Annotated in this window: 4 protein-coding genes; 3 read left to right on the top strand and 1 reads right to left on the bottom strand. The window is 50.7% G+C overall.

Annotation, left to right across the window (positions count from 1 at the left end; translation table 11 throughout):
- Positions 1–187 precede the first annotated feature (187 nt).
- Positions 188–1,513, top strand: coding sequence for a cytochrome ubiquinol oxidase subunit I (locus tag LCH85_00390; protein MCA0350426.1), 1,326 nt, complete (start codon positions 188–190; stop codon positions 1,511–1,513).
- A complete protein-coding gene (locus LCH85_00385; protein MCA0350425.1) occupies positions 1,503–2,513 on the top strand; it encodes a cytochrome d ubiquinol oxidase subunit II in 1,011 nt (336 codons plus the stop codon). Before LCH85_00390 ends, LCH85_00385 begins: the two co-directional genes overlap by 11 nt.
- 92 nt (positions 2,514–2,605) lie before the next feature.
- Here LCH85_00385 and LCH85_00380 read toward each other — a convergent pair whose 3' ends face one another.
- Positions 2,606–3,103: a hypothetical protein gene (locus LCH85_00380; protein ID MCA0350424.1), complete on the bottom strand. Its 498-nt coding sequence runs from the start codon at positions 3,101–3,103 to the stop codon at positions 2,606–2,608.
- A 226-nt stretch (positions 3,104–3,329) separates the two neighbouring features.
- Between LCH85_00380 and LCH85_00375 the strand changes: the two genes are divergently transcribed.
- Positions 3,330–15,029 carry a hypothetical protein gene (locus LCH85_00375; protein MCA0350423.1) on the top strand — a complete coding sequence of 3,900 codons (11,700 nt, stop codon included), beginning with the start codon at positions 3,330–3,332 and terminating at the stop codon, positions 15,027–15,029.
- The last annotated feature ends 56 nt before the right edge of the window (positions 15,030–15,085 follow it).

Raw genomic sequence — 15,085 nt, 5'->3', positions numbered from 1 at the left:
TAAACAAAAGTATACCATAATATAGCATTTATCATCGCAATTGAAACCATCCAAAATACCACTATCATCAAACCCATTCTAAGGTTTAGACCTGAGAATCATTCCAATCATGGCCTGATGGCTGATTGACCAATTCTGGGTACGCTTATGGCTAGGGGGTTCTCCAAATTTTTGCGGAGGAATACAGATGGATACCTTGACCGCAGCACGAGCGCAGATGGAGGTCTCGCTCGCGTTTCACATGGTCTTTGCGGCGTTGGGCATTGGATTTCCCTTGCTTATGGTCATTAGCGAAGGCTTGGGCTTGAAAACGGGGCAAGCTCACTATCTTGCGCTAGCCAAAAAATGGGCCAAAGCCACCGCCCTCACCTTTGCAATTGGCGCTGTTTCAGGCACGGCGCTCGCCTTTGAGTTGGGTTTGCTTTGGCCAACATTTATGGGTTTTGCGGGCAGTATTATTGGCTCAGCCTTCACGCTTGAGGGCTTTGCCTTTTTTATTGAGGCGATTTTTCTTGGCCTCTATCTCTATGGTTGGAAACGGCTCTCGCCACTGGCTCACTGGTTGACTGGAATTCCGGTGGCAATCAGCGGGATGCTTTCAGGCGCATTAGTCGTGGCGGCCAATGCTTGGATGCAAACGCCTGTTGGTTTTGATTTGGTGGATGGCAAGGCGGTGAATGTTAATCCGTTGGCCCCGTTTCTCTCACCGGCGTGGCTCGATATGGCCTTGCACTCAACCTTGTCGTGCTATATCGCCACTGGATTTGCCGTCGCAGGCGTGTATGCCATGGGCTTGCTCAAAGGCCGCAACGACCGTTATCATCGCTCGGCCTTGACAATTAGCTTGGGCTTGGCGACCGTAACCGCCTTGTTACAGCCAATTAGCGGCCATATTAGTGCTCAACGCGTCGCCAAAGATCAGCCAGCCAAGTTAGCAGCAATGGAAGCTTTGTTTGAAACTCAGGCTGGTGCACCTTTATTGATCGGCGGGATTCCCGACCCTGAGACTGGCGAAATTCACTTTGGGATCGAAATTCCCAAGGCGCTGAGTTTTATGGCCACCAACGATTTCAACGCCGAATTACGGGGCTTAAATAGCTTTCCACCCGACGAACGCCCAAACGTGGTCATCACCCATATCGCCTTTCAGGTGATGGTTGGCGCTGGCTTTGGCTTGATTGGCTTAGGCTTGTGGTTTTGGTGGCGGCGCTGGCGAGGTAATTTCACTCTGAGTCGCAGACTATTATGGGCATTAGTCCTTGGTTCACCCTTGGGCTTTATTGCCTTGCAAGCAGGTTGGATCGTGACCGAGGTTGGCCGCCAGCCCTGGATTATTTATGGGGTGATGCGGACTCGCGACGCAGTTACCACGGTCGCTGGCGTACCACAGGTGTTTTATCTGTTTAGTTTGCTCTATATTGGCCTTGCAACGGTGCTGATTTATTTGTTACGTCAACTTGCCACAGGCTATCCTGTCGAAGCCAGCGAAAGCGAGGCAACCCATGCCGCTTGAGGTTGTTGTAGCCGCGATTGGCTTATTGGGCGTGATTACCTATACGATTCTGGCAGGCGCTGATTTTGGTGGCGGCATTTGGGATCTATTGGCGTGGGGGCCGCGACGTAGCCAACAACGGGAGGCAATTGCCCATGCAGTTGGCCCAGTCTGGGAGGCCAACCATGTTTGGCTGATTTTTATTATCGTCGTGCTGTTTACCGGCTTTCCGACCGCGTTTGCCGCGTTGAGTGTTGGGCTATTCGCGCCATTCCATCTCGCGCTGTTGGGGATTATTCTGCGCGGCGCGGCTTTTGTGTTTCGGGCCTACAGCCCTCAATCTGAGCAAAAACCTAGTCAAAGCAGCCAGCGTTGGGGCACGATTTTTGGGGCGGCCAGTGTCATCACGCCAGTGATTTTAGGCATGGCGCTCAGTGCAGTTTCGGCAGGCCAATTGCGGGTAATCGATGGAGTTGTGCAAAGCGATGGCATTGTTTGGCTTACACCCTTGGCAATCGCCATGGGGTTATTAGCCTTAGCGTTATGCGCCTACCTCGCCGCCGTCTACATGACGCTTGAAACCCGCGACGAATTACAAGCCGATTTTCGCCAACGGGCCTTGCTGGCGGGTACGGCAGTAGTTGGTTTATCGTTATTAAGCTTGCCATTACTCTATTTCACAGCCCAACATTTGTGGGAAGGTTTGATTAGTGTTCGGGCTGCACCAGTGTTGACAATTGGCGTGCTTGCGGCGCTACTTTCAGGCTGGGCCTTGTTGCGTTGGCGCTTTCAACTTGCGCGAGGCGCAGCAATCGTCCAAATTAGCTGCTTATTAGCAGGCTGGGGCATCGCCCAATACCCATACATCATTTATCCCGATGTGACTTTAGCGGCAGCCGCAGCACCTCGGGCAACGCTGGTGTTCATTTTGGTAGCGTTACCCTTGGGATTGTTAATCCTGTTACCGTCGTTGTGGTTTTTGTTCAAGGTGTTTAAAAGTGCGCCAATCGAAGATCTATAAGCTGTGCTTTATGTCATAGTTTATTTTCAGATTTGGATAGGCAACGCCCTGCGGCTAGGAGCTGTAGGACGTTGCCTATCGCCCATTGCCGCTTAATCGATTGGTTCAATTAATGGATATAGTTCAGGATAGGCTGCCCGAATCGCTGGATCATTCCAGATCTGCGCAAGCGTAGCAGCATTTTGTTGAACATCAGTCACAAATTGCCACAGAAAATCCATATTAAAATCAAATTCTCCATTAGCCTCAAGCAATTCATGTTCAGTTGCATCGAGCGCATATATCACACGAATATCACCCCGTCCGCCAAGTACTTGCAATTTCAAACTAAAATTATTAATTTCTTCATAATCAAAATCGCTGATTAATACCACATCAGTTGTCCGAACCCTCAGCCAAGCACCAACCTGCGCAGCAAACGTTTCCAGGGTTGCTCGCGCAAACCAACACCGAAAATCTTCGACCTGCAACCAGCGATCCTTAACTGTGAGGCTAACCAAAACCCGTTGCTCCCGCAGATCAAGTTCAACAAAATGCAAAACCAGTCGTCGCTCTGTGCCCAAGCCGATCACCAACGGTTTAATCTCCATAGCTGTTCTCCTATCAGGTTGCGCCTGTATCCTAGCATAATGCTGCTTGACAAGCCCACAACTGATCTTTATAATTCGACACACCATGTGTCTTAAATAAAATCAATCTTGTTTCAGCAGGTTGATATTTTCCCATCAAAATAAAGACACACTATGTGTCATAAAACTAATTCTACTAGACCTTTGACGTTGTAATCTGCAATTTATTCCTAGGAAAGGGTGCATTATGCGCTGGTTGAACACGCTTACGCCATGGCGAATCGTCGGTTTATTAACGCTGCTTTGTCTCGGGTTGGCTGGGCTAGCCCGTTCGCCACAAGCTCAACCAACCAGCGCTGATCCCATTCAGCGAGCATGGCAATTGGCGCAAATCAGCGGCAGTTATCGCTATAGCATTGATCTGGCCCAAACGACCACCGCCGCACCCAGCCTCGCCAATGCTGGAGCCAATCCGCAACGCAGCGAGCGTTTAAGCATCAATGGCGCGATCGATCAGGCCGCTGATCGCATGGAAATGACGATTGCTAACAACGCCGAGCAAAATGTCAGCAATAGTTTCGCCCTGAAAATTGAGCAAGGCCGCAGCTTTGGGCGTTATGGCACTGGCAATTGGCAGCCAATCGAGCAATCCAGCGATCTCTTTGCACCAGCTGGCGATCCCTTGGGCTTTTTAGCGGGGCTTGAGCAGGTAACCAGCCTTGGCAAAGAAACTCGTAGCGTTGGTACTCTACGCTTGGAGTTTCAACATTACAGGTTTAATTTCAACGGCGAGCAATTTGCCAATTATTTGCAACCCAAACTCGAAGCCCAATTGCGCCAACGTGGCGAGTTACCAGCTGGCATGAGCCTCGATACCAGCACCAGCTATGCCCAAATGAGTGGCACAGGCGAAGTCTGGCTGGATCAGCATGGCTTGCCCAGCCGTTTGAGCCTGAATTTGAATTTGCCAGCCCAAGCCGATGGTTCAAATGTCAGTGCAACTATTCGCTCCGATTTCTTCGATTTTGATCAGCGTCGTTTGGCTTTAGCGAGTAGCTCGTTTTGGCAACAGCCTGATCGCTGGTTGGGCTATCGCCTTGATCAAGCCCAACGCCAATTGCAACCACTCGCCCAAATTGCCTTGATTCCATGTTTAGAAATATTGCTTTTGGCCTTGGCTGTAGCATTTTGGCGTAAGCGTCGCACCCAAACAATTATGGCTGCCAGCGTGATTAGCGCCATGTTGATCACGCCCATGCTGCAAGCCGAAAATGTTGCTGCCACCCGCAGCAAGCAACTCGCCAAACAGGCCGAACAAACTGAACAACAAGCCCAAGCCGAGTTACAGCAACAGGCAATTACCAAAACTCAAAACCTTTGGCAACCCAACACCAAACCTGAAGCCCAAACGCTCAGCCCCAAGCAACTCGCCAGCAACGGCAGCGATAGCGATGGCGATGGCTTGAGCGATGCCGATGAAGACGATTGGTATAGCTGCGCCACAATTGGCTCAAGCACTGGCTATTGTGCTGGCGTGAGCAACGCCAAAGATTACGATGGCGATGGCTTGAGCGATGGTGCGGAAGTCAATCAACTTGGCACATTGCCACGCAACAGCGATAGCGATGGCGATTCGATTCCCGATGGTTTGGAAGTTAAGGGGTTTCGCTACCAAGGCCAACAATGGTATCTCGACCCACTGAGCAACGATAGCAACCAAGATGGCTTGCTCGATAGCGTCGATTGTGGCATTTGGTCGCAAACCTCAAACGCCTACAATCCCAACGCAACCTGCCCTGATACTGATGGCGACGGCCAACCTGATCTGTTTGATCGCGATAACGACAACGATGGGATTAATGATGATGTTGATCTTTCACCCAATTTGCTGAGCAATGCAGTTTTTGATGATCAAAATCCGCTCAAGTTGCAAATTGATAACCTCAAAACCAATCGCCCAGTTTTTGTTGATTTTCAGTTACGGCCAACCGATCTTGAGCATTTGAGCTATTCTTCGCGCATTTTGGATTGGCCTGCCAACGATAATCAAGGCCAAATTCAGCGGGTGCTGGATACGACCTTTGCCACCAGCACCAACAGCGATATTCGGATCAATGCGATCAACGCCGATTATGGCGATGTGATGATGGTGCCGATGCTGGAAATTACCATGCCCTACAGCACTGGTCATTATGCCAACTTGCCAATTACCACCACCTACCAAAATAATCAGCGCCAACTTGGTGTGGGCGTTGAGCAATGGCTCGATTCAAGCGAGCTTGATCCCTATGGCATTACGGTGCGCGATCTCGATACGAATTCGGGGAATTTGCTCGCCTATGTGCCAGTTGTGCGGGTTAGCAATAGCATGGGTGGTAATCCAGCGGCCTTTGCTGCTCGCATGCTCTATTATCCCGAACAAGGCAGCAACGGCACGGCCAATTGGGGTGCGGCCCAACAAGTGCGTTTGGTTTGGCTGGTGCAGATGATCACCGATGAATGTGTTGACGCTGAAGCCGACCCCAGCACCTGCGCCCGCCAAGAAAACCTGAGTATCGTGCAGATTTACGACGAAACGTGGTCGCTCGCAGGTATGAGCGTCAGCGAAGATCATGGCGCAAAAACCGCAATCATGTACGAGCAACCAAGCAGCGACAGCAATTTACAACTTGACGACGAGCTGTGGATGGTTGCCTGGAATCTTAATAACACGTTTATTCGTGGCCGCGATTGCGATACACTCAACGGAACTACCTGTCAAGGCAACGGCCAACGCGATGTGCGCATCAACAATCTGGCCAGCCAAATCGCAAACTGGTCGAGCAATAGCAGCAACGTAGCAGTGCAAACCAGCAATTTCTTGCACGAAGGCTATGTCTCGCAAGTATCGATGCAGCAAATTAGAGACCTGCTTGAAACTCAATTTAATAGTTATAGCAGCCAAACCAACCCAAGCTTGCTCATTGCCCAAGAAAAAAGCAATCGTAGCCTGAATTTACAAGATGGCGCTGGTTTAAGTAATGGCCTAGCTCGCTTTGATCTTAACCCCAACACAATTAAATTAACCACAATTGCGGGCATGAGTTGGGCCACCTATCAATTTATTAATGGTGCTTGGCAAAATTATGCAGTTGATGATTATCTGACCTTGTTGGAAACGACGCTGCGTACCAACCAAACCTTTATTCAAAATGAAGTTGGCGAAGAATTATCAGGTAAATTAATTTGGGCGCAACTGTTTTATGCCAGCATCAATCAAGGCTTTTTGGGGCTGGCTGAGATCGATAATGTGCCAGTTTGGAAACCAAGCGCCGATGCATTGACCGAACAGGATTATCAAGCAACATGGTTTGTGAACCCTAGCCCCAGCGGTGGACATGGCTTTGCGGCAACCGCGAATCTTTACGCTGAACAATTACAAAAAGTCTATAAAAATCTGCGCAAAGCCCAATCAACCGCCAATAAATGGGCCAAATTCGACCGCACGCTCAGCCACGACAAGATCGATCCGACAACCTTGCAAGGTCTCAAAACAGTTCGCGCCGCCACCAATTATGCGATTGGGGTGTCGATTGGCTTGACTTTGCTGGGCGGAACCTTGCTGCTAATTGGCTTGACCACCAATAACGCCGCACTGATTAAGACCAGCCAAATTATCCTGACCGCAGCATCAATGTTGCTAGTGGTGACTCGCATTACGATGATCGTCAGCCAAATGACGGCGGTTGTGCGGGCTGGTTCAACATTAATTTCCACCTTGAGCATGCTGCAATCGGTGGCCAAGGCCAATCGTTCGCTGGGCACAGTTAATTTGGTGATTGCCCTAACCATGATTTGGGGGGTATTTATCTTCCAACTGGCCAGCGGCCAATTTAGCTGGGGTTCGCATAGCGCCAATTTGGCCTTAGCCCAGGCAATCGCTGCCACAATTATGATTTTTGTGATGTTGGTAATTGCCTTTATTCCGATTATCGGGCCGTTGATTGTGGCAATTATTTCGTTGGTCGATTTGATCTTGCGGCTGTTCAATATTCGTGGCTTTAGCGATTGGATGAGCCAATTTATTGCCGACCAACTCTACGAAGCCAATAATCTGCTCGATAACCTGAGCGATCCCAATCGGCTCAAAATCACCAGCAAAACAATCGATTTGCTATATCCTGAATTGGGTTTTGTGCGCTCGAATGCCTTGAGCATGACCTTCGCCGTCACTAACACGCTTAAATATAATGATCATTTTGACGTAGGCGATGCTCGCCGTTCGACCTTCCGTTATTGGTTGCAAACCAGCGCCACCGATCAACACGCGGCGCTTGATCAAAATCAAATGCGCAACGAATGGGATGCGATCGGCAATCGCCAAATTCAAACCAGCACTGAGATTAGTTTGCCCCAAGCCTTGCCATTTAGCGATGTTGGAACAGGCATCAATCGCTCACTTGATCAGCAGTTATTTATTACCGAAGCTTCGGTCGCACCCTATGAAGGCTGTTGGTTGCTCGTCACCTTTGAAGTCGATTGCACATGGTATGACACCAAGGGTTCGAGCCATTCCAACATTGGCGAATTTCAATATTTCGATATTTTGCCCGATACGATCGAACAATTTGCCAACCTCGATTGGAATATGAACCCCGATCTGCGTTTTAACCAAATTAAAGATGCTGACGGCGATGGCTTGATCAGCCAAGCCTTGGGCGGCGTAGACCCCGATGACACGCGCTTCGATAGTGATAACGATGGCTTATCAGATTATGTTGAGTTGAGCAACGGCACAAATCCCCAGAATGCCGACAGCGATCAAGATCAATTGAGCGATTTTGAGGAGCATGCCTACCATAGCAACCCGCTCAACCGCGATAGCGACAGCGATGGTCTGGTTGATTATGTTGAGTTCAAACAGGGTTGGCTGGTTGCCTACAGCGATCTTAGCAGCACGCAAACCAAGCTCGCGCGGATTTGGTCGGGCAATAGCAGTGATGCTGATAACGACTCGCTCAGCGATTTAGAAGAATATACCTTTGGCTTCAACCCGTGGGTCGCCACCGATCCTTCGTTGATTGATAATTTGGTGGAGATCGAACGACTCACCGTCAACGAGCAAAACGCCCCGCGTTTGTTGGCGCAATTTGGCGAGCGCGAACAAAGCCAAGCCTTTGCCGATAGCTCAGGCGCAAATCACACGCTGCGTTGTAGCCCAAGCCAATGCCCAAGTTTGGCGATTGGGCGCTATGCCAACGGCGTTAAATTCGATGGCACCAACGATCAACTCAATAGCAATGTTGGTATGCTCGAATTAGCCCAAGCTAGCTTTACGTTGGCTGCGTGGGTCAAAACGACCAGCACCAAACAGGCGATCATCACCAAAAACGATGGCGATAGCACGTGGGAACGCGGCGAAAAATCGTTCTACATTAACGCCAACGGTCAACCAACCTTTGTCGGTTTTGGCAACAACTACATCACCAGCAACCAAAGTGTCAACGACGATCGCTGGCATCATGTGGCAGTCGAATGGGATTACCCCAATTTGACTGGCACGATCTACATCGACGGCGTTGACCGCACCAATCGAGCTAGCACCAACTATCGCAGCAACAACCGCGATAACGCCAACGATACATTAAAAGTTGGTCGCAACAACTCGAATAGCAACGAAGCCGCCAATAATTTCAAAGGCCTGCTCGATGAAGTTGCCGTGTTTGATCGCACGCTTGGCACAGCCCAAATCAACGATCTCATGCAAGGGCGCTACAATCCCAATGATCGGTTGTTGGCTCCAGGCGCAGCGTTGAGCTATCAAGCCACGATTTCCAACACCTTGCCTGCCCAAAGTGTCAATGGTCAACTGACTGCCAGCAACCAAACCAGCGATCCTGATCTGGCGAACCCAAATATTGCTTTGCGCATGGAAACGCTCGATCGCCAACAAAGCTATCGCAATAGTGCTAGCTCGAATGAAACTGCCTCTTGCCTTGGTCAACGTTGCCCCACCAGCGAATTGCTCGGAGGTCGCGATTATGCTGTGCGTTTCGATGGCGTTGATGATCAATTGATTATCCCGATGCAGCTCGATGCCGATATTGCAACTGGCGAGATGCTGCGTTCGCTCAAATTCTCAATCAAGCTTGAGCAATTACCTGCTGCTGGCCAAACCGCCACAATTTATAGCAGCGTTGTTAGTGCAACCAGCGATTTGCAGCTTGCGATTAATAGTGCTGGCAATTTGGTTATCAGCGTTGGCGGCAGTACCAGTAGCAGTTATTACAATGGCAGCACCACCGATAGCACATGGCGCAAACCGCACTATAGCGTTTATTCGTTCGCCAATAATCTTAATACATGGGTCGAAGTGCAGCTTGATTATCGCAATTTCAGCGATACCACAGGCCGCACGACGCTTTCGATCAACGGAACCCAAGATAGTCGGCTGGATTATAGTTATTGGCCACGCTTGAATATTGGCAATGCAAGGTTGGGCGCGAACGCCATCAGCAAAGCCTTTCAAGGCAGTTTGGGCTATCTCTGGGCAACCAACGAAAAAAATGTGCGCTTGCTCGACCTCAATTTCAACGAAGATTATGGCTATACTGGCAATTACTATCACAACACGGCGGGCAACCAACAGGCGCTCAGTTGTGGCACGAGCAGCACCTGCCCAAGCTATCTGTTGCAAGGCTACAACGGCCAAGCGATTCGGCTTGATGGCAACGATGATTATCTCAATTTGCCCAACAATGCCAGCTTTACGCCTGGCGAGCGCACATTGCGCATGGCGGTCAAACTTGAGCAACTACCAGCCAGCGGCCAAGTTGTCAGCTTGCTCGATACGGTTTGTGCCAACAGCAACAGCTATTGTTTGGATCTGACGATTAATTCCAGCGGCCAGTTGGTTATGCACATTTCGCCAGGCACGACTTTGACCTCAAGCACGATTTTCAGCCAAGCCAACCTTAACACCTGGGTGCAACTTGAGTTCGATTTCGTGATTGGCTTCAATTCAAGCAGCCGCTCCAGCGTGATGGTCTATGCCAACGGCAGCCTAGTGCTGATCGACAGCCAATTTAGCATTGGCCCATTGGAGCTAGCGCCCAGCCGCATCGGTCGCTCGGTTGCTAATACCAATCCGCTCAAGGCCTCGATCGATGATCTGTTTATTCAAGGAAGCTATAATCTAAGCTTCGATGCGCCGCCGTTTGATAGCGAAATGCGCAATCATGTCAACCAAGCTCGGGTTGCTAGCTGTGAGTTTGTGCTAACCTGCCCTGCGTTTGAGCAAAATGGGCGCTATGATCAAGCGCTTAGCTTCGATGGCCTCAACGATAGTTTGCTGCTTGATCGCAGTATCAGCGAAGATTTTAGCGTTGGATTCTGGCTGCGTAGCAACCAAACCAGTGGCGCAGCCAGCAATTGGTGGCAAGGTGCAGGCTTAATCGATGCCAATGTGCTTAGCCCAAGCAACGACTTCGGCATCAGCCTTGGCAATAATGGCCAAGTGATGTTTGGCCTTGGCAATAGCAACGGCACAAGTACCACGATCAAAACAGGGGCGGTCAACGATAATCAATGGCATCATGTCGTTGCCACTCGCCACAAACAAACTGGCGCGATCAAGCTTTATCTCGATGGCACCTTGACAATCAGTGGCACTGGGCATCTCAATCGGCTTGATATTCCGCATTTACGCATTGGCGCAGCCCTGAATAACAGCAACTTCTACCAAGGTCAGCTTGATGAGTTGGTCGTTATTCCAGCAGTGATCGAGCGTGATGCGGTGCAATTCTTGATGCAAAGCACCTATCCAGCAATCAAGATCGATGCCGATTTTGCGCCATTCCACTTGCCAGCCCAAACCAGCATGGTTGTCAGCAGCACCACTCAGGTTAATGCCAACATTATCAGCAGCCAACAACGCTTTGAGCAAGCAGCCGAAGCTGCGATCGCGCTACAACAGAATATTGGCTATCCCGTTACCGACCTCAACGCCAACAAACTGCCAATCTTCTTGCCCTTTGAAGATGTGCCAGGCTCACAAATCTTCAAAAATGTTGGCAATGTCAGCTATTGGTCAAATTTGGGCTACGATAAAACCAACCTTGATTGTAGCAATCCCGATTGTCCGAGCGCTGGCTTGCGTGGCTATGTTGAGCGAGCGGCCTATTTCGATGGCAATGGCGATCATCTGCGTTTCAGCGACCAATGTTGTAGCCCCGAAGCCACAACGATTGCCGCATGGGTCAATGGCAATAGCGGCACAATCGTCGATTTGCGCAACCCCAACAACGCCACTGGATTACGCCTTGCCTATGACAACTTCTTGATCACCATCGATCTTGATGGCTCGACCGCCAGCGGTGGTAATGCGAGCTTTGTCGTGCCATTTGAGTTGCCAGAAGGCCAGTGGAGCCATGTCGTCGCCAATTACGATAAAGCCAACCAACTAGCAACCGTCTATATCAACGGTCAGTTGGCCGCCAGCACCGCCTTGCCCGGAGCCAACGGAACCCACGCTAACATGAGTTCGCAATTTCCAACGATTGGCGCAAATCAAGGCGATGGCGGCGATTTCTATCGGGGCTACTTGGATGATCTGCGGATTTATCAGGTAGTCTTGAGCGCGAGCCAAATTCAAACCTTATACACAACATCAGCGCCAATGTTGAAATTTGAATTCGACGAGGAACAAAACGCCAGCGAATTTCACGATCGTTCGCAATCTGGCTATTTGGGTAAACCAATTACGACCCAATGTGCCACACTCGATCTTGAGAGCATTCGCGCGAATCAATTGGCTACCAGTCCGAGCACCCTGTATGTCGACAAAGCCAACGATCGGCTAGCCAGCATTCGATTAAATACTCAAGTTACCCAACCGCTCTCAGCCAGCAGCGTGCTTTGTGCAGGCGATCAACTGAGTGTTGGTTTGATCAACAGCAATGGCAGCACCAGCCTGATCGCCAATAAAACAATTGATGTAAAAGCTGTGGGTAATGGTAGCGCCATTTTCCAACAGGGCAGCAATCGCATCACCCTGCGCTGGACAATTGATGATCAGCCACTGTATCGCCATAACCCAGCACCTGGCACCGATGGCAAAATTGGCCGCACCGTGTTGTTCGATGGCAAAGGCGCAATTCAGGTTGATCAAGCCAACGCAATCAACAATTTGCAAAATCAATTCACAATTTTGGCATGGGTCAAGCCCGATACCATCACCGACACCACCTCGTTGCAACGTTTTATTGCCGCAGGTCGCGATAACTCAGTCAATGGCTTTGGCTTTGGCTTGAGCGGTTCAGCCTTGAATTTTGGCATCTTTGGCGGCTTCAAATATAGCAGCAGCGCCACGGTTGCCCCACGAGTTTGGCAGCAAGTCGCGGTCGTATTCGATGCCAGCAATGATGCCAAGTTCTACCTCGATGGCGAGTATATCGACACAATCGCAGGCAGTAGCGCCGTACCAATCAACAACGACGACCCGCTGTTTATTGGCGCAAGCACCGATCAACAGGGCTTGTTCAACGACCAATTCCGCGGTCAACTCGATGAACTTACAATCTATCAACGCGAATTGAGCACTGCCGAAATCTACAACCTCTATTTGCGCGATTTACGCTGGTATCGAGCGCGATCAACCAGCTATCTGACGATTGATAACGATCAGCCAATCGTCAGTTTATTGGCGAGCAATAATTATCGTGCCAATGCACCATTCCAACTCGCGGTTTCGGCCACCGACCCCAGCTCAAGTATCCGCTTGGTCGATATGGGCGTGCGTGGACCAAACGCCAGCACCTACGAATGGACGAGCGTCGCCGTATGTGCCGAAGCCCAAGCCAACAACGCTGCTTGGTGTCCAGTGATTGATCCCAGCAAATTTGGCGGAGCAGGAAGCTATCAAGTAATCTTCCGCGCGGTTGATGCCGTTGGCCATGAAACCACCAGTGCAACAACAACCCTGTATGTCGATGGCGCTGGGCCAACCGCAACCCTAGAGCATAACCAAAACTGGCGTGCATTACAGCCTGTTGCTAACCATGAGCTGCAATGGACGCTGGCATTATCGGGAACGATCAGCGATCCCCAGTTTGGCAATGGCATCGCAGGCAGCGGCCTTGAGCAAACCAAGGTCTTGATTGGCTTGTTCGATCAACAAAATCGCTTGATTGGCAGCGAAAGTTGGCAACAAGCGCAGGTTGTCGGCGAACGTTGGTCAATCGAGTATCACATTAGTGGCAGTCGGCCAAGTGGTAGCTATCGGGTCGAAATGAGCGCGGTTGATCAGGTGGGCAACCAATTAACCACCGCTTTACGAGCAAACCAACAGCAAACATTGCTGCTCGATGCCCGTCCACCAAGCGTCGATTTGTTCCAAACGATCGCAGCAACACCATTAATGAGCGAAACATGGCAGATTAGCGGTACACTCAACGAGCTACCAAGCTGGCATGGAGCCGTCGCCAGCTATCACTTTGAAACAGCCGCAGCACGCAACGATAGCAGCGGCAACAACTATCATGCAAGCTGTGATGCTTGCCCCAGCAGTGCAACTGGCCAATTTGGCATGGCCGCCAGTTTCAACCCAGCCAACCAACAACGCCTGACCGTGGCGGCAACCGCAAGTTTGAACCTTAGCCAAGCCAGCTTCAGCGCCTGGATTAAGCCAAATTGGAATAGCAGCTCTGGTTCAGCCTATAGCATTTTGGCTTTGGCTGATAGCAGCAACACCCGCTACAACTGGCAAGTTGCCAGCGACTATCGCAGCATTCGCTTGTTCAACGGCAGCACGACTAGCAGCATCAGCGCTACGATCACGCCAAATCAATGGCAACATGTCGCTTTAGTACAAACTGGCAGCGAATGGACGGCCTATTTGAATGGCACAAATTTGGGCAGCGTTGAACAAAGCTTTGGCACTGCCAGCAACCTGCCGTTACAGATTGGCTCGGCCAAGCCAAATAGCGGCTTCTTCAATGGTCAACTTGATGAAGTGCAAATCTATCAGCGAGCCTTGTCGGCGCGTGAAATTTATGGTTTGGCCCAAAGCGAGCATGCGGGCGTGAACCAAGCCCAAATCTGGCTTGAAGCCTATCATTTTGATGGCAGCCCTAGCAGCGAAATTTGGCAATCAGCGCCAATTCAAGCCCAGGGCACGGATCTGGCAACCTGGAGCTACAACCCACCAGCCGCTAGCGAAGGCTTTTATCAATTGCATGTTCGCGGCAACGATGCTTTTGCTAACACCAACGACGAACGAATTATCTGGCGTGGCAGCATCGACACCCAAGCCCCACGGGTCAGCATCAACGCAACCCAAGGCGGCAGCGGTGCAAATAGCTACACCGATTATGTAATCAGCGCCGAGGATTTATTTATTGATGAAAACTCGTTGCTCTCGCCATGCGCTGGCAGCCCAATCAGCTATGGCTACTACCCAAATCCAGCGCGGATCAATCGGCTCAGCGTCAGTTGTCGGGTCAACGGGCATAGCCAAAGCGTAGTGATTGCCAAGGCCTGTGATTATGCAGGCCACTGTAGCACCAGCAGCGTTGATCCCTTGCCAACACCCACGCCAACCGCGACCGCCATTCCATCGTCCACGCCGATTGCTAGCGCAACACCAACCGCCAGCGCAACCGCCATTCCATCAGCTACGCCAAGTGCGACGACAGTTCCTTCGGTAACTGCCACTGGCGTTCCATCGGCCACACCAACTGCAATTGCGACAACAACTGCGACTGCCAGCGCCACAGCCATTGCTTCGCTGACCGCAACCGCCACCGCCACGCTGACGGCTACACCAACCAAAACCGCGACGGCTACGGTGACGGCAACTGCGACGACTACACCAACCAAAACTGCAACGGCCACGGCAGTTCCTCCGATCACACCATCGCCGACCCCAACCATCGTGCTCTGGTATTTCCCTTGGGTGACAGTTCAATAATCACTAGCATCAGTTAAATTAGGTCAGGGATGGAACTACAACCATCCCTGAGTTTG

The sequence above is a fragment of the Chloroflexota bacterium genome, from assembly GCA_020161265.1.
In the GTDB taxonomy this organism is placed as follows: domain Bacteria; phylum Chloroflexota; class Chloroflexia; order Chloroflexales; family Herpetosiphonaceae; genus Herpetosiphon.
The sequence above is the reverse complement of the archived record's forward strand: the minus strand, read 5'-3'. Positions and strand labels throughout refer to the sequence as shown.